The 16,307-nt window shown below is 68.9% G+C and carries 14 protein-coding genes; 3 read left to right on the plus strand and 11 right to left on the minus strand.

The features are described from left to right. Positions 1–2: 2 nt before the first annotated feature. The 9 genes from L540_RS10080 to nirB all read right to left on the minus strand — a co-directional run bounded on the left by L540_RS10080 (position 3) and on the right by nirB (position 10,981). Positions 3–875 (minus strand): ribose-phosphate pyrophosphokinase, encoded by an 873-nt coding sequence (locus L540_RS10080; protein WP_043209768.1) that lies wholly within the window; start codon positions 873–875, stop codon positions 3–5. A gap of 154 nt (positions 876–1,029) precedes the next feature. Then, complete coding sequence (locus tag L540_RS10085; protein WP_043209766.1) at positions 1,030–2,571, minus strand: argininosuccinate lyase; 1,542 nt, start codon at positions 2,569–2,571, stop codon at positions 1,030–1,032. 19 nt (positions 2,572–2,590) lie between these two features. Next, positions 2,591–3,529, minus strand: a complete 939-nt coding sequence (locus tag L540_RS10090; protein WP_043209764.1) for a M14 family metallopeptidase — start codon at positions 3,527–3,529, stop codon at positions 2,591–2,593. A gap of 51 nt (positions 3,530–3,580) precedes the next feature. Continuing rightward, positions 3,581–4,822 (minus strand): nitrate regulatory protein, encoded by a 1,242-nt coding sequence (locus L540_RS10095; protein ID WP_043209763.1) that lies wholly within the window; start codon positions 4,820–4,822, stop codon positions 3,581–3,583. 3 nt (positions 4,823–4,825) lie between these two features. Then, positions 4,826–5,584, minus strand: a complete 759-nt coding sequence (gene cobA / locus L540_RS10100) for a uroporphyrinogen-III C-methyltransferase (RefSeq protein WP_043209761.1) — start codon at positions 5,582–5,584, stop codon at positions 4,826–4,828. 2 nt (positions 5,585–5,586) lie between these two features. Next, on the minus strand, positions 5,587–7,248 hold the full coding sequence (locus L540_RS10105) for a bifunctional protein-serine/threonine kinase/phosphatase (RefSeq protein ID WP_048026255.1): 1,662 nt from the start codon (positions 7,246–7,248) through the stop codon (positions 5,587–5,589). A gap of 8 nt (positions 7,249–7,256) precedes the next feature. Continuing rightward, positions 7,257–8,069, minus strand: coding sequence for a formate/nitrite transporter family protein (locus L540_RS10110; protein WP_043209756.1), 813 nt, complete (start codon positions 8,067–8,069; stop codon positions 7,257–7,259). Between the two features lie 36 nt (positions 8,070–8,105). After that, positions 8,106–8,441, minus strand: a complete 336-nt coding sequence (gene nirD, locus L540_RS10115) for a nitrite reductase small subunit NirD (protein WP_048026257.1) — start codon at positions 8,439–8,441, stop codon at positions 8,106–8,108. Further along, positions 8,441–10,981, minus strand: a complete 2,541-nt coding sequence (gene nirB / locus L540_RS10120; protein WP_043209746.1) for a nitrite reductase large subunit NirB — start codon at positions 10,979–10,981, stop codon at positions 8,441–8,443. The genes nirD and nirB overlap by 1 nt, the downstream gene beginning before the upstream one ends. 348 nt (positions 10,982–11,329) lie before the next feature. Here nirB and L540_RS10125 point away from each other — a divergent pair, with 348 nt between their 5' ends. Next, a complete protein-coding gene (locus L540_RS10125) occupies positions 11,330–11,767 on the plus strand; it encodes a universal stress protein (protein ID WP_043209744.1) in 438 nt (145 codons plus the stop codon). 13 nt (positions 11,768–11,780) lie between these two features. On the opposite strand, the gene L540_RS10130 is transcribed toward L540_RS10125, so the two are convergent. After that, positions 11,781–12,146 carry a cupin domain-containing protein gene (locus L540_RS10130; RefSeq protein ID WP_043209743.1) on the minus strand — a complete coding sequence of 122 codons (366 nt, stop codon included), beginning with the start codon at positions 12,144–12,146 and terminating at the stop codon, positions 11,781–11,783. Positions 12,147–12,289: 143 nt separating this feature from the next. On the opposite strand from L540_RS10130, the gene L540_RS10135 reads away from it, so the two are divergent. After that, positions 12,290–12,886 carry a C39 family peptidase gene (locus L540_RS10135; RefSeq protein ID WP_043209741.1) on the plus strand — a complete coding sequence of 199 codons (597 nt, stop codon included), beginning with the start codon at positions 12,290–12,292 and terminating at the stop codon, positions 12,884–12,886. 4 nt (positions 12,887–12,890) lie between these two features. Here the strand turns inward: L540_RS10135 and nudC are convergent, their stop codons facing one another. Further along, positions 12,891–13,664: an NAD(+) diphosphatase gene (gene nudC / locus L540_RS10140; protein WP_043209740.1), complete on the minus strand. Its 774-nt coding sequence runs from the start codon at positions 13,662–13,664 to the stop codon at positions 12,891–12,893. A 283-nt stretch (positions 13,665–13,947) separates the two neighbouring features. Between nudC and L540_RS10150 the strand changes: the two genes are divergently transcribed. Further along, on the plus strand, positions 13,948–16,044 hold the full coding sequence (locus tag L540_RS10150) for an outer membrane protein assembly factor BamB family protein (RefSeq protein WP_043209736.1): 2,097 nt from the start codon (positions 13,948–13,950) through the stop codon (positions 16,042–16,044). Positions 16,045–16,307 lie beyond the last annotated feature (263 nt).

Here is a 16,307-nt window from a genome sequence, read left to right on the forward strand (position 1 = left end):
GTTCAGTCGCGCATCAGCGCGCCGGCCAGAAGCGGCGCGAGTTCGATGCGGTTGCTGGGATGGGGCACGGCGTCGGTGGACACGACGCGCTCGAAGCAGCCCGACACCTGGCTCCAGGCGTCTTCGGCAAAGAGGGCGTGGACCACCACGCATTGCGCCGGTTTCATGCCGGCCAGCTTGCCGGCGGCCGCCACCAGCGTGCGTCCCGATGAGGCGATGTCGTCGACCAGCACCGGCGTGCGCTCGCGCCAGGCGCTCAGGTCGGGCGCCTCGATCTCCACCTGGCGGTCGCCGTGGCGGACCTTGCGCAGCACCACATGCGGCGCGCCGATGCGCGCGGCGATGGAGCCGGCCCATTGCTCGCTTTCTTCATCCGGGCCGATGATGAGCGGGGCCTGCACATTGGCGGCGATCCAGTCGCCCAATAGCGGCGCGGCGTGCAGCGTGACCGCCGGGATGCGGTAGAGCGAGGCCAGCGTCGGATGGCGGTGCAGATGCGGGTCCACCGTGATCAGGCGGTCGAAGGTCGTCGAGATCAGCCGGGCAAACGAATGCGAGCTGATGCTCTCGCCCGGCAGAAAGCGCTTGTCCTGGCGCATATAGGCCAGGTAGGGCGCCACCAGGTTGACCTCGGCCGCGCCGAGTTCGCGCGCGGTGTCGGCCACGAAGACCAGACTCAGGAAAGCGGGATCCGGATGGGCCAGGGTGCAGAACACGTCCACGGCGCGCCCGCGAGGGTCGCCGTGCAGGCGCACATAGCTTTCGCCATCGGGAAAGCGGCGGGTCTCGACCGTGCCGAGTTCGCCGCCGCAGGCCGCGGCCAGGCGGGCCGCGGAGGCTTCATTGCCGGGAAGAGGAAGGATCAGTCTCTGCATGCGCGCCGCCGGTGAGTGGAGGGGCCCGGTCGCACATGCTGCCTGCCGGGCCTATGCGCATCGATTATGCGCCCAAGCGCGCGCGCCGGGGGAGGGCTTGTTGGGCCAAACCTTGAACTAACGCAAAGGTTTGGGGATTCGGCCGCCGGCCCGGCTAGCGCCCCGCGGCCAGCAGTTTGTCGAAGTCCTGGTCCAGGCGGGCCAGCGAGCGCTGGATGTGCTCGCGCCGCGCCTTGATCCAGGCGTCGTCGTCGGCCAGGCGCTGGCGAGCCTCCTTGAGCATGCGCGTCATTTCGGCCGGCTGCGGGCCGCCGGCGGTGGCCCGATGCTGGATGATGGCCACCGGGTCCAGCGTGGCGCGGAATTCAGCCTCGTTCATGGGCAGCTCCTGCGGGTATTTGCTGCCCTGGACGGCCTCGTGATAGATGCGGCGCGCCTCGGCGTAGGGGAAGTCCAGCGGCTTGATGTTCTTGGCGCGCGCCAGGGTCACGATCTCGGAGGCGAAGTGATGGCCGACGCGGAAAGGCAGCTGGTATTTGCGCATCAGCACATCGGCCAGCTCCTGCGAGGCGGTCCAGTCGCTGTTGAGTTCTTCGAGGGCGCGCTCACGGTTGATGACCAGGGCCTTCATCACCCTATCCCATTTCTTGAGCACCTTGATGGCGCTTTCGACCATGGCGCTGTTCTGGTCGACTTCCTTGGGGTCCGGCATGCCGGGGGTGATGTTGTGCATCTGGAGGATGGGGCCCATGGCCAGCGTCACGGCCGTCGAGGCGTCGCTGCGCAGCGAGTTCAGCAGACCGGGGTTGCGCTTTTGCGGCATGGCGCTGGAGACATAGGTGTTGCCGCCGCCTTCTTCCAGCAGGATCCAGGGCCGGGTCTGCGAATACTGCGGCATGATGTCCTGCACGAAGTTGCCGGCATGCAGGGAGATGGCCGTCACGATGGAGGCGACTTCCACGGGCTCGTCCATGGACGAAATCTGCGAGGCGTCGTAGGCGTTGTCCACCAGGGCCGCAAAACCGAGATAGTCGGCCATGCGCTTGCGGTCCAGCGGCCAGCTGCTGCCGTTGAGCACGGTGGTGCCCATGGGCGAGCGGTCGATGCGGGCATAGGCCTCGCGGATGCGCTGGGCGTCGCGCGCCAGGCCGGCCGCGTGGCCCAGCAGGTAATGCCCATAGCTGTTGGGCTGGGCCGCCACGCCATTGGTGTAATTGGGCACCACGGTGTCGGCGTGCCGCGCGGCCAGCTCCACCATCGTGGCGGCGCTGCGGTTGAGCTGCTCGGCCAGGGCCAGCATGTTCTCGCGCAGGATGGCGGCCCGGTAGGTGGCGTGCATGTCCTGGCTGGAGCGTCCGGCGTGCAGCAGGGTGACGTCCTGGCCGGCCGCCTTGATCATCAGGGGCTCGAAGGTGATGACGCTGGAGGGGCGCTTGCCGCCGGGCTGGTTGCCGGCCTCGATCACCTGGGCCACGCCGGCGGCGATCTTGGGCGCCAGCGTCTTGTCCAGCAGGCCCTGGTCGGTGTTGATGACGGCGCTGGCCTTGTTGATTTCGCCCAGCCAGAAAAATTCATCGCGCGGCGGCTTGGGAGCGGGCGCGGAAGCGGCGGCGGCCGGGGCGGGCGGCGCGGCGGTCTGGGCGGCGGCGGTCGCGCTGCCCAGGGCCAGGGCAAGCAGGCAAAGAGTGTGTTTCATCGTGATTCCGGAAGGCGGCTCAGGCCGCTTGTGTCAGATAGACCGCCTCGCGCCCGACGATGGGCTGGCGGGTCGGCATGAAGATCGTGCAATCGGGGCAGGGCGAGCGGATTTCCTCGTCGCCGTTGCGGGCGATGAGTTCGTCCTGGCCGAAGGTCTCGAAGCCGATGACCGGCCGCGCAAAGCGGAAGTCCTCCGACTTGACCATGTGGATCTCCAGCAGGCGGAAACGCTGCGGCGCGACTTCGCCGCGCGGCCGCGCCTCGGTCAGCCCCAGGTGGGCCAGGAAGCGCAGCGTGGTGTCGGTGGCGAGGTCGGCCGCCGATTGCGCGAAATGCTGGCCGCACTCGACGACCAGAGCGCCCTTGCTGGCCGAGACGGCCTGGCCGTGATGGCCATAGCCGATGATGGGCGCGCCCGGACCCTTGCCGCCCGGCATGAGCAGGTGCACGCCGGGCGCGCCCACGGCGGCGGCCAGCTCGGCATTGCGCGGCAGGTCGTAATAGACCCAGAAAGGCTGCACCGGCGCGCTGGTCGAGTGGATGTCCAGCACATAGTCGGCCGCTTCCAGCACTGGCCGCAGTTCCCGCGCCCGGCGCAGCTCGGGGCTTTGCTCCGGGCCATCCAGCCATTCGGGCGACCAGATGCGGTTCAGGTTGTGGACCAGCTGGCGGTTCTCGTAGGGACGCTCGCTGTCGAAGGCCTCATAGGCTTCGACATTGGCGAAGCTGATGGTCAGGGTGCCGATCCGGGGCCGCAGGCCGCTGTCCAGCAGGTGGGTGGCCGCGACCATGCCGCAGATCTCGTTGCCATGGGTCAGGGCGTTGATCAGCACGTGCGGGCCCGGCTTGCCGGAAGCAAAGCGATGGACATAGTCGATGCCGGTATTGCCCTGGCGATAGGCGGACAGATCGCGCGGCAGGACTTCGAGCGGAGGAGAGGTGTTGCTGGGGTTCATGGTCGCCCTGTGAGGTGGAGTGCCTCCAGAGCATAGCGCCTGGCTCCCCGCTCAGGAACGGTGGGTTTTCAGCAGGTGGCGCGCGATCTCGACCAGCGGCCGTCCGCTCTGCATGGCGGCCTGCTGCAGCTGGGCATGGGCGGCGGGCTCGGAGAGCTGGCCGCGCGTCATGAGCAGATGCTTGGCCCGATGGATGTCGCGCTGTTCGTCCAGGGCGCCGCGCGCCTGGGCCAGCGCCTCGCCGGCCTTGTGCAACTGCTCCGTCTGGGCCTGGAGCGTGTCCAGCAGGGAGCGTTCCATGGACGGCCCGACACCGTCGGCCGCCGGCTGGTCCAGCGAGCGGCCCTGCACGTTGAACAGCATGGCGGGCGGGACGAGCGCCGGATCGAAACGGCCGGGCGGCAGGCGGGGGTCGCGCAGCGCGTCGCGCGCCTGGCCGATGCGCTGCCGGCAGCGCGCGGCCAGGTCCTGGGTCAGCCCGGCCGCGATGGGCAGCATGGCGTCGATGCGCGCCGTGCATAGATCGAACCAGAGCTCGGCCAGATCCGGATCCAGGGTGTGGCTTGCGTCGGTCACGGCCGCCATGGCGCGCAGGCGCGCGACCGGCGCTTCGTGCTGGCGCGCTTGCCGCCAGGCCTGCAGGATGGCCGCGGGCGCATGGCGCTCGAAGCTTTCGAAGCTGCGCTCCTGGTCGGCGGCAAGTCCGGTCATCCTGGCTTTTTGCGCCGCATCAAAATGCCCGGCCGTATAGCCCATGACGCCATGGGCTCTTTCCTGGCCAGCCAGCTCCTTGCCCTGCATGAAGTTCAATAGGGCCACCAGCGCCCGGGTGATGTCGGCGTCCAGGGCGGTATCGGCCGCCTCGAACACCACGGCCAGCAGGTGGGCGATCAGGCGCGTGAAGGCGGCGCTGGCCTGCGGGGCGTCGATGCGCTGCTGGCGCAGGCGCGCGCGCAGCTCGGGCAGCTCGTCCAGGCCGTACAGCGCGTGGGCGATGCGGTTGTACAGCCGGGCCTTGCCGCCTTCGCGGCCGCAGTCCATGCCGTCGAGGAAACGCCGCAGCTCGCCCTCGCGTTCCTCGGCCTGGGCGCTGAGCGCATCGAGCGTGGCGCGCTGCCCGTCGCGGGCAAGGCAGAGATAGAGGTTGGACCAGCCGCGCTCCTTCTGGAGCGCATGCACGAGCTCGCTGGCCAGGGTCACGAAACTGCAGATGTGGGCCAGCGCTTCCAGGTCGCGCAGCTCGGACTGGCGCGCCGCCAGCAGGAATTTGAGTGTCGGTGCGACGCGGCTCATGACTCAGGCGCAGGCCGCGCGCGCGGCGGCCCAGCCCGCATCGGGGCCGAACAGCCGCAGGCCCGCCACCGCGCCGATCACGACGATGGCCGGACTGCGCAGGCCGGCGGCGGCCGCGTCGGCACGGAGCTGGGCCAGCGTGGAGCGGATCTCGCGCTGGCCGGGCAGGGAGGCTTGTTCGACCATGGTGACCGCAGTATCGCCGGCCATGCCAGCCTGCCGCAAGCCGCCGGCCACCTCGTCCAGCTTGGCCACGCCCATATAGATCACCAGGGTGGTGCCGCCGGCCGCCAGCGCCCGCCAGTCCGGCGCGCCGCCATCCTCGGTGTGCGCGGTGACCAGGGTGACGCCGCGCGCCAGGCCGCGATGCGTGAGCGGGATGCCGGCCTGCGTGGCCGCGGCCAGACCCGACGTGATGCCGCTGATGACCTCGCAGGCCACGCCGCGCGCGCCCAGCCAGGCCGCCTCCTCGCCGCCGCGCCCGAAGATGCAGGGGTCGCCGCCCTTCAGGCGCGCCACGCGCCAGCCTTGGCGGGCATAGCGCAGCATGAGCCGCTGGATGAAGTCCTGCGGGGTGGAACGGCAGCCGCCGCGCTTGCCCACGCGCAGGATGCGCGCCTGCGGGCAGTACGCCAGGATCTCGGGATTGACGAGGTCGTCGACCAGGACGACCTCGGCCTGCCGAAGCGCCTTGACGGCCTTGAGTGTGAGCAGTTCGGGGTCGCCGGGGCCGGCGCCGATGAGGGTGATGGCGGGAATCATGATCAGCGATAGGCAAAGGAGATAAACAGGGCGAGGGCCAGGAGCAGGCTGAGGACTTTCCAGAACCGCAGCGGGTCGCGCTCGGCCAGCGGCGGCGGCCCCGGGGGCCGGGCCGGGTGGCGCAAGGCGTGGGCAAACTCGGCCGCATCCTGGAAGCGCCGCGCCGGATCGGGATGCACGGCCTGCGCCAGCACGGCGTCCAGCCAGGCGGGGATTTCCGTGGCCTGCTGGTAGCGCAGGCGCAGGAGGTCGGCGCGGCTGCGGACCTTGGCGGTCTGCGCGCCGTAGGGCAGGCGGCCGGTGAGCAGCTGGTAGGTAATGACGCCGAGGGAATACAGATCGGCGCGGGGGCTGCCGGGCTGGCCAAGAAAATACTCCGGCGCGGCGTAGGCGATGTCGCCCGGCACGCCGGGCGCGGCGGGCAGCGCTTCCTGGCCGCTTGCCGCCTGGGCCGACCCCATGTCGATGATCTTGACCTCGCCCTGCGGCGTCAGGATGAGATTGTCGGGGCGCAGATCGCGATGCAGGATGTCCAGGCGGTGGAAGGCCGCCAGGCCCCGGGCGGCCTGTTCCGCGATGTCCAGGGCCTCTTGCAGGCCTGGGCGGTAATGGGCCAGCGTGCGGCCTTCGATGTATTCGCTGACGATGTACAGGGACTGGCGCGGCCGCGTCTGCGGCCAGGCGCGCGCCACGTGGCGGCTGTCGATGCGCCGGGCCAGCCATTCTTCCAGCAGCAGGCGCTCCAGGTAGGCCGGGTCATGCCGCTGGTCCAGGGACGGGATCTTGATCGCCACGGGCGATTGGCCATCGCGGGCGAGATAGACATGGCTGCGGGCGCTGGCGTGCAGCTCGCGCTCGATCACGAAACCCTCGAAACCCATGCCGGGACTGAGCAGCGGCGGGCAGGGCAGGGTGCCCGCCTGGCGGGCCAGGTCGGCCGGCGTGGCCGTCATCGGCGCGTCCACGCGCAGCAATTGCACGGTGAGATTGTCATTGCTGCCCTCGTGCAGGGCCTGGCGGACCAGCGCGCGCGCCGCCTCGTCCAGGCTGTCATGGTCGCTCAGGGCCTGCCGCAGGTGTTCGGCGCGCAGATATTCATGCGCGCCGTCGGTGGCCAGCATGAAGACATCGCCTTGCGCCACGCCGCGGGTGTGATAGTCGATCTCCAGATGCGGGCGCAGGCCCATGGCGCGCGTCAGATAGTGGCGCCCCTGGCCGACCCACAGCCGGTGTTCTTCGGTGAGCGGCTCCAGCACGCCGTCGCGCAGCCGGCTGATGCGCGCATCGCCCACATGCAGAATGTGCGCGGTGGCGCCCTTGAGGATGAGCACGCTCATGCCGCAGACATAGCCCTGGTCGGCGCCGCGGTGGCCCAGGCGCGTCTGGGCATGGAGCCAGCCATTGGTCGCGCTCATCACCCGCTGCGCGGATTTGCGCACCGACCAGGTCTGCGGCGTGCTGTAGTAGTCCTCGAGAAAACTCGCCACCGCGGTCTCGCTGGCGACGCGGCTGACATCGCTGCTGCTGATGCCATCGGCCAGCGCGGCCGCGATGCCCTTGGCGCCCAGCAAGGGTTCCGCGGGGATGCACAGCCCATGGAAATCCTGATTTTCGGCCTTGCGGCCTGCTTCCGAGTGCTGGCCCGTGGCCACCGGCGCGCGCATGGACCGGCTCAGTTGAAGCTGCGTTTGGGGGCGGTCTTCATATGCGTGGTGTAGAGCGTCAGGCCGGTAAGCGAAACGCCGCCCACCAGGTTGCCCAGCACCACCGGGATCTCATTCCAGATCAGGTAGTCCATGATCGAGAAATTGCCGCCCATGATGAGGGCCGAGGGGAAGAGGAACATATTCACCACCGAGTGCTCGAAGCCCATGGCGAAGAACAGCATGATGGGCATCCACATGGCGATGACCTTGCCGCTCACGCTGGTGGAGATCATGGCCCCGACCACGCCCAGCGATACCATCCAGTTGCACAGCACGGCCCGGATAAAGATGGTCAGCATGCCGGCCGCGCCGTATTCCTTGTAGCCCAGGGTGCGGTTCTCGCCGATATGCGAGATGACCTCGCCCACTTTGTTGGGCGGGGTCGAAAAACCGTAGGTGAAGACGATGGACATCATCAGGGCCACGGTCAGCGCGCCCAGGAAGTTGCCGGTGAAGACCACGCCCCAATGCTTGAGCACGGCCTTGGGCGTGACGCCCGGGCGGCGTTCGATGAGGGCCAGCGGCGTGAGCACGAAGACGCCCGTCAGCAGGTCGAAACCCATGAGGTAGAGGATGCAGAAACCCACCGGGAACAGCGCCGCGCCCAGAATGGCCGAGCCGGTCTGCACGGTGACCGTGACGGCGAAGACCGCCGCCAGGGCGAGGATGCCGCCCGCCATGTAGGAGCGGATCAGGACATCGCGCGTGGCCATGTGGATCTTGGACTCGCCGGCGTCGACCATCTTGGTGACGAACTCGGAAGGAACAATGTAGGACATGATGGAACCCCTTGCTTGGTATGGGACAACGTGGAATCAGGCTGTGAAGCAGACCTCGACGGTCTCGCCATTGAGCCGGGCGGGCCAGGCCGGCAGGTGTTCGGCGGGCTGCTCCACGCAGGAGCCGTCGCGCAAACGGAAGTGCTGTTTGTAGAGCGGCGAGGCCACGACCAGCTCGCCCGCCATCCGGCCGAGAATGCCGCGGCCGATGACATTGGCGCCGGAGCGCGGATCCCGGTTGCCCACGGCGTAGACGGCCTCGTCTTCGGGCAGGTAGAAGAGGGCGATCTGCTGCCCGTCCAGCCAGGCCACCACGCCGGAATGGGCCACCAGGTCACGGCGCAGGCAGAGCGCTTGCCAGTCTTGGCTCATCAGGTCTGCTCCTCGACAGCCAGGGATTCGGCGCGCGCCGGCCGGCGCTGGCCTCTTTCCTCGACAAAGCGGATATCGGGATCGGCGCGCCCGTCATTGACAAAGGTGCGGAAGCGCTTGAGTTTCTCCGGGTCGGACAGGGTGTTGGCCCATTCGCATTCGTAGCGGTCGACGACGTCCTGCATCTGCTGCTCCAATTCCGCGCCCAGGCCCAGGCTGTCCTCGAGCACCACGGCTTTCAGGTAGTCCAGCCCGCCTTCCAGCGATTCGCGCCATACCGATGTGCGTTGCAGCTTGTCGGCGGTGCGGATGTAGAACATCAGCAGGCGGTCGATGGCGCGGATCAGCGCGGCGTCGTCCAGGTCGGTGGCGAAGAGCTCGGCATGGCGCGGGCGCATGCCGCCGTTGCCGCAGACATAGAGGTTCCAGCCTTTCTCGGTGGCGATGACGCCGATGTCCTTGCTCTGGGCCTCGGCGCATTCGCGGGTGCAGCCCGAGACCGCGAACTTCAGCTTGTGCGGCGCGCGCAGGCCCTTGTAGCGGTCCTCCAGGCGCAGGGCCATGGCCACGCTGTCCTGTACGCCGTAGCGGCACCAGGTGCTGCCCACGCAGGATTTCACGGTGCGCGTGGCCTTGCCATAGGCATGGCCGGTCTCGAAACCCGCGGCGATGAGTTCGGCCCAGATGTCGGGCAGTTCGTGCAGTTGCGCGCCGAACAGGTCGATACGCTGGCCGCCGGTGATTTTCGTGTAGAGCTGGTATTTCCTGGCCACCGTGCCGATGGCGATGAGGCCTTCGGGCGTGATTTCGCCGCCCGGGATGCGCGGCACCACGGAATAGCTGCCGTTTTTCTGCATATTGGCCATGAAGGTGTCATTGGTGTCCTGCAGCGGCACCAGCGGGGGATCCTGGATGGGCTGGTTCCAGCAGGAAGCGAGAATGGAGGCCACGGCGGGTTTGCAGATATCGCAGCCTATGCTGCCCTTGCCGTGGCGCGCCAGCACCGCTTCGAAGCTCCGCAGGCCCTGCACGCGCACCAGGGCATAGATTTCCTGCCGCGTATGCGGGAAGTGTTCGCAGAGGCTGTGGTCCACCTTGACCCCGCGCGCGCCGAGCTCATGCTCGACCACCTGCTTGAGCAGCGTGGCGCAGCCGCCGCAGCCCGAGGCGGCCTTGGTGCAGGCCTTGACCGCGCCCAGGTCGCCGCAGCCCTGGTCCAGGGCTGCCTGTATGGCCGCCTTGCTGACGTTGTGGCAGGAGCAGATGGTGGCCGCCGCCGGCAGGGCCGCGGGCCCGAGCAGGGGCGCGCCTTCGCCGCGCGGCAGGATCAGGCTGGCCGGATCGGCCGGCGCGGCCAGGCCGTTCTGGACATATTGCAGCAGGGTGTCGTAGTAGCTGTTGTCGCCCACCAGCACCGCGCCCAGCACGGTCTTGCCGTCGCCGGACACCACCAGCCTGCGATAGCCCGCGCCGGCTTCGTCGATGTAACGGTAGCTGCGTGAACCGGGGGTCTTGCCGTGCGCGTCGCCGATCGAGCCCACGTCCACGCCCAGCAGCTTGAGCCGGGTCGACATATCGGCGCCGCCGAAGGCTTCGGCGGCCTGGCCGCAAAGCGCGGCCGCGACGCAGCGCGCCATCTGGTAGCCAGGCGCGACCAGGCCATACACCGCGCCGTTCACGGCGGCGCATTCACCGATGGCGTAGATGTCCGGGTCGCTGCTGAGGCACCGGGCATCGACGGCCACGCCGCCGCGCTCGCCCAGGGCCAGGCCGGCGCTGCGCGCCAGGCCGTCGCGCGGCCGGATGCCGGCCGAGAACACCACCAGGTCGGTTTCCAGCGGCTCGTGGTCGACGAAACGCAGCCGGTAGCGGTGGCGGCTGCCGGGCCGTATCGCCTCGGTGGCCCGCGACAGGTGCACGCCCACGCCCAGCGCCTCGATGCGCGCCTTCAGCGCCGCGCCCCCGGCTTCGTCCAGCTGCACGGGCATCAGCCGGGGCGCGAACTCCACCACATGCGCCTCCAGGCCCAGATGCTTGAGCGCATTGGCGGCTTCCAGGCCGAGCAGGCCGCCGCCCACCACCGTGCCGCGCCGGGCGCCCTGCGAGGCCGCCAGCCGTATGCGGTCCAGGTCCTGCAGCGTGCGGTAGACCAGCGGCTCATCCGGCGCGCCGGCGATGGCCGGCACGAAAGGGAAGGAGCCGGTGGCGAGCACCAGCTTGTCATAAGCATGCTCGCCCTGCGCGGTGCTGACCACGCGGCGCTGTCGGTCGATCCGCGTGACGCGCTCGGCCAGGCGCAGCGTGATGCCGGGCTGGCGGTAGAGGCTGCCATCATCCAGCGACATGGCGGCGGCGTCGCGTCCGGCCAGATAGTCGGAGAGATGGACACGGTCGTAGGCGCGCTGGGGCTCTTCGCCCAGGACCAGGACCTGCCATTGCGCCAGGCCGTCCCGCGCGGCGAGTTGTTCGACGAAGTGATGGCCGACCATGCCGTTGCCGATCACGATCAGGCGGGGTTTGGCGGAGGTGCTGTCTTGCATCGCATATCCATGGCAAGGCAGGCCCAATGCAAAAAGGCGCCCGTGACCTGGAGAGGTCGGGGCGCCTTTGCCTGGGGACTGCACGGTTTGTCTGTTGGCGGAGACCGCCATGAAAAGGATCAAGCAAGCTTTGTGCCAGGCGGCCGCGCCAGGGGGCGCGGGCGGCGCGTCATGTTGCGCTGCACGATGCTGGTGCGCGGGCGCACCAGCATGGTTCCGGTCTTGCGCCATGAGGGGGCCCGGTTTGCGCGCGGCCTTGATCCGGCGCAATATGAGGCAAGCATGGCCGAGTTACTGTGTCGCTCCCCCTGGGCCTGGCGGGCCCGTCATCCAGAAAGAGGAAGCTCCATGTACAAGCACATCCTGATCCCCACCGACGGTTCCGATCTGGCCGAACGCGCGGTCGAGCAGGGGCTGGCCCTGGCCCGCAAACTGGGCGCCCGCGTGACGCTGATCCAAGTCATCCAGCCCTTGCGCGCGCCGGCCGGCGAGTCGGTCCAGCTGCGCGGTACCCTGGAAGAATACGAGCGCGAAGAGCATCGCCAGGCCGAACAATGGCTGGCCCAGGCGGCCGCGCGCGCCGCCGATGCCGGCGTGCCCTGCGAAGCCGTGACGGCCGTCAATGTCCAGCCCTATGACGCCATCGTGGCGACCGCAAGCGAAAAAGGCTGCGACCTGATCGCCATCGCCTCGCATGGCCGCAGCGGCCTGTCGGCCATGCTGCTGGGCAGCGTGACCCAGAAGGTGCTGGCCCATACGGATCTGCCGGTGCTGGTCTACCGCTGATCCGGGCCGCGCGTCAGGCGAGATGCGTAATGAAGTAGATCTTCTTGACGAACTCGTCGACCTCCCAGTGGCCTTTGTAGCCTTCCGGCATGATGAAGGGATCGCCGGGCCGCAGCTCATGCACCGTGCCGTCGGGATCGACGATGCGGGCCTGGCCTTCCAGGATGTAGCCGAACTCGATATAGCCCGTCGTGTCGGAGCGGAACTTGCCGGCGCTGCTTTCCCACACCCCGGACAGCACCCGGCCTTCATTGCCTTCAAAGGCGTTGACGCTGCGGAACTCGGTATTGCCCTCGATGGGGCGGCGCGGCTTGCCGATCTCGGGGTCGGCAAGCGGGCCGGTGCCAATGCGCACCAGGCGGGAAGCATTGTGGGACACGATGGGTAACTCGGGTAAGGGCCGCGCGGCGCGCGGCAAGCGGCATGATACCCGCCGTCTGCTGCGGCGGCGCAACAGCGCTATGGCGCTTCCCCCTGCTTTGTGTCAGTCTGGTGTCAATGATGTGACGCAGGGGTGGATGTATGCAGGTGCCTTACTTCTCGCAATGGGAGTCCGCCGATCTGGCGCCGGAGCTGGTGGCCGGCACGGCAACATTGCGCGAGGATCCGTTGTGGCGCGCGTCGGGCGCCGTCACGCAGGACGAATATATCGAATGGGCCAACCACGTCTGCGGCATGGCCTGCCTGAAAATGGTGCTGGCCGCCCGCCTGGGCCGGGTGGAGCCCACGCTGACGCTTGCCCGGCTGGCCACCCGCTATGGCGCCTACGAAGTCGGCCCCGAGAATATCCGCGGCATGATCTATGCCCCCTTCGTAGCCATGCTGTCGGCCGAATACGGCCTGGCCGCCGAAATCAAGACGGCGCTGCCCGCCCGCGCGCTGCCCGGCCTGCTGGACCGCGGCCGTCTCTATATGGCGTCGGTGCATGCTTCCATCCGCATGCCGCAAAGCGCGCCGCCGCGGCGCGGCGGGCATCTGGTGCTGATCACCGAGGCCGACGGGCAGCGCGTGGTCTTTCATAACCCGTCCGGCGACTCCGCCGCATCGCGCGCCGACGTCTGTCTGCCGGCCGGCGTGTTCGAGCGCTTCTACGCCGAACGCGGGGTGCTCATCCACTGAGCCTTCAGACCTCGACCAGCCGGGCGCCGGGCGGCAGGTTGGCGCGCACCAGGCGGCCGGCGATCGATTGCACCATGGGGATGTTGGGGATGGCGTCGCCCGGCCCGAACCACTGGGCATCCGAGATTTCGTCTTCCTGCACGCGGACCTCGCCGCCGTCGTACTCGGCCGTGAAGGCAATCATCAGCGAATGCGGGAAGGGCCAGGACTGGCTGCCGAAATACCGCAGGTCGCGCAGTTTCAGGCCGACTTCTTCGGCGACTTCGCGGTGCACGGCCTCCTCGATGCTTTCGCCGGCCTCGACGAAACCGGCCAGGGCCGTGTAGCGCGCCGTGGCGTAACGCGCATGGCGCGCCAGCAGGATGTGCTCGCCGCGCTTGATCAGCACCATCATCGCCGGCGAGATCCGCGGGTAGGCATGCAGGCCGCAATGGGGGCACTGCAGGCAGAGCTCGCGCGTCGAGTGCTGCATGGGCGTGGCACAGACGCCGCAGAAGCGATGGGTGCGGACCCATTCGGCGATCTGGAAGGCGCGCCCGGCCAGCGCGGCCTGCTCGCCCAGTTCGGGCAGCAGGGCGCGCAGCTTGCGAAAGGCGTAGCCGCTGGGCGGCTCGATGTCGCGCGCCACGTGGATGCTGCGGTATGGCGATTCGGGCAGGTGCCACAGCGGCTGCATGGATTCGATGCGTATGCCCAGGAAGGCGCAGACGCTGGCATCGGGCAGTTCGATGCCTGCCGCGCGCACCAGCAGCTCGTCGCCGCGAAAAATGAAGTTCACGACCGTGTTCCTTGCTTGGCCAGGGAGAGGGCGGCCGGCATGGGGTTGCCGGTGGCGCAGCGGGCCGCGCCCAGGATAAGGGAGAGGTGAATGCTGTCCTGCATGAGATACCCCTGATGGAGGCACAAGCATATACCAGCGCGGGCCTCTGATAGCATACGAGGCAACCGGAGCGGGATAAGCAGCGGCGCTCCGGGCATCCAGAGGTAAAGGGGGACCCGCCGGGCCATGCGCGGCGGGCGCAACAGCGCAGCGCCGGCCACGGCGGACCTGGGGGTGTTACATGACTGCGGTCGCCGGCAAATCACATGTCGCGGCTTTTGGGCTGGCCATCGTGCTGGCGGTATCCGGCGTCGTGCTGGGGATAGGCGGCGTCAAGCTGGCGCTGCTCGGAGGCTCCTGGTATTACGTCCTGACGGGCCTGGCCCTGGTGGCCGCCGGCGTTCTGCTCTGGCATCGCAATGCCTGGAGCGCCTGGCTTTATGCGGCCACGCTGGCCGGCACTCTGCTTTGGTCCCTGCTGCAGGTGGGCCTGGATTTCTGGGGCCTGCTGGCCCGGCTTGCCTTTCCCTGTCTGCTGGGCCTGGGTTTCTGGCTGCCGCCGGTGGTGCGCTCGCTGGCGCGCGGGCCGCGTTCCAACCGCGCCGCGCGTTTCATCACGGCGTTTTTCCTGCTGGTGTTCGCCATCCTGGTCATGGCGAGTGTGCTGCGCGGCGATCCCGCCAGCCCGCCGGAGATTCTGCCGGCCGTGCTGGCGCGCGTGCCAACGGGGCAGGCCGACGGCGAATGGCCGGGCGATCCGCAAGGCAGGCGTTTTTCCGCGCTGACCCAGGTCGGCCCCGACAATGTGGCTGGCCTGCGGGTGGCCTGGAGCTACCAGGGCGACGACAGCGACCGCGCCCGTCCTTTCGAGATCGCGCCGCTCAAGGTGGGCGACAGCCTCTATCTGTGTTCCAGCGCGTTGGTCGCCCTGGACGCCGACACCGGACGGCTGCGCTGGCGGCACCGCGATGAGCAGCGCGGTGCCACGCCGTCCTGCCGCGGCCTGGCCTATTACCGCGTGCCCGGCATGGAAGAGGGCGCGCTCTGCGCCGCGCGCCTGTACGCCACGACGGCCGACGCGCGCCTGATCGCCGTGGACGCCAAGAGCGGCCAGCCTTGCCGCAGCTTCGGCGGCCAGGGCCAGATCGACCTGCATCCGGCGGCGCCCATGCCCGGGCAGGAGTACATGGGATCGGCGCCGCGCGTGGTGCGCGGCAAGGTGGTGGTGGCCGGCTGGCTGCGCGATCAGCGTTCCCAAGCCGAGTCGGCGGGCGCCTTGCGCGCCTTCGATGCCGAGACCGGGCAGGCGGCATGGAGTTTCAGCCCGGCCACGCCCGACGCTCAGCCCGCGCTGCTGGGTCTGTCGCATGCCGGCGCCCCGCTGTCGGTCGACGAGACCCTGGGCGCCATCTATCTGCCGACCGGCAACGCCATGCCCGACTACTATGGCCGCGCCGTCCAGGGCGCGGCCCAGCGCTATTCGAGCGCCGTCGTCGCGCTGGATGCGCAGACCGGCCAGGAGCGCTGGGTGTTCCAGACCACGCGCCACGATGTCTGGGGCGGCGATCTTGCCGCCCAGCCCACGCTGCTGGATCTGCAGTACAAGGGGCGCAAGCTGCCTGTGCTGGTGCAGGCCACGCGCCAAGGGCAGCTCTTCCTGCTGGACCGGCGCGACGGCCGGCCCTTGCGTCTGGACGTGGCGCTCAAGCCGGTCGCGCCGGCCGACGAAGAGTCCATGTGGGGCGTCACGCCCTTTGACCAGCTCTGGTGCCGGGTGCGCCTGCGCGCGGCCGGGCGGGAGGCGGACAACCCCTCCTTCCTGCGGCTGCCCGGCCCGCTGGCGCCGTCGAGCTGGGGCGGCGTGGCCGCCGATCCGGAGCGCGGGCTGCTGGTGATCAATTGGGCGCCAGGCGCGGCCGCGCCCGGCCAGGGTTTGCTGGTCTCTCCGCTGGGCATGTCCTGCAATGCGCCGCCGCACAGCTATCTGACGGGCGTGGACCTGAATGATGGACACGTCCTGTGGAACACGCGCCTGGCGGCCTCGTACGAAGCGGCCTGGCTGTTCGCGCCCATGCCTACGCCGCCGCCGGCCGGCTCGCTGATCACGGGCGGCGGCCTGGTCTTCATCGCCACCGGGCAGGAGCAATCGCTGCGCGCCGTGGACCTGCGCTCCGGCGATGTGCTCTGGAAGAGCCGCTTGCCGGCCGGCTCGCAGGCCACGCCCTTGAGCTACCAGTCGGCCTCGGGCCGCCAGTTTGTCCTGGTGGCCACTGCCAGCCGGTCGCGGCAGGGCGGGGCGCAAGGCGTGCGGCTGACCGCCTATGCCCTGCCGCGCTGATTGATCTGTCCTCGTGAGCCCTGCGCTTCACGGAAAGCGCCAAGCGCCTGCGGATAAAGTGCAATACACTCGGCTCGGACGCTGAGTGAGCGATTCCTATTCATCCATGCGCGGCGCTTCTGCGTGGTCATGTCGAGGATACCGCCCCATTTGTGTCAAAGCGTGTCTACAAATTGCTAATTTTCGTGGTGCCGATAGGTAAATCCATACGGGTGTGATCTACTTTTTTTTACACGAGCGTGTACTGACAAGGTAAGGCAGGA

The sequence above is a fragment of the Bordetella pseudohinzii genome, assembly GCF_000657795.2.
In the GTDB taxonomy this organism is placed as follows: Bacteria; Pseudomonadota; Gammaproteobacteria; order Burkholderiales; family Burkholderiaceae_B; genus Bordetella; species Bordetella pseudohinzii.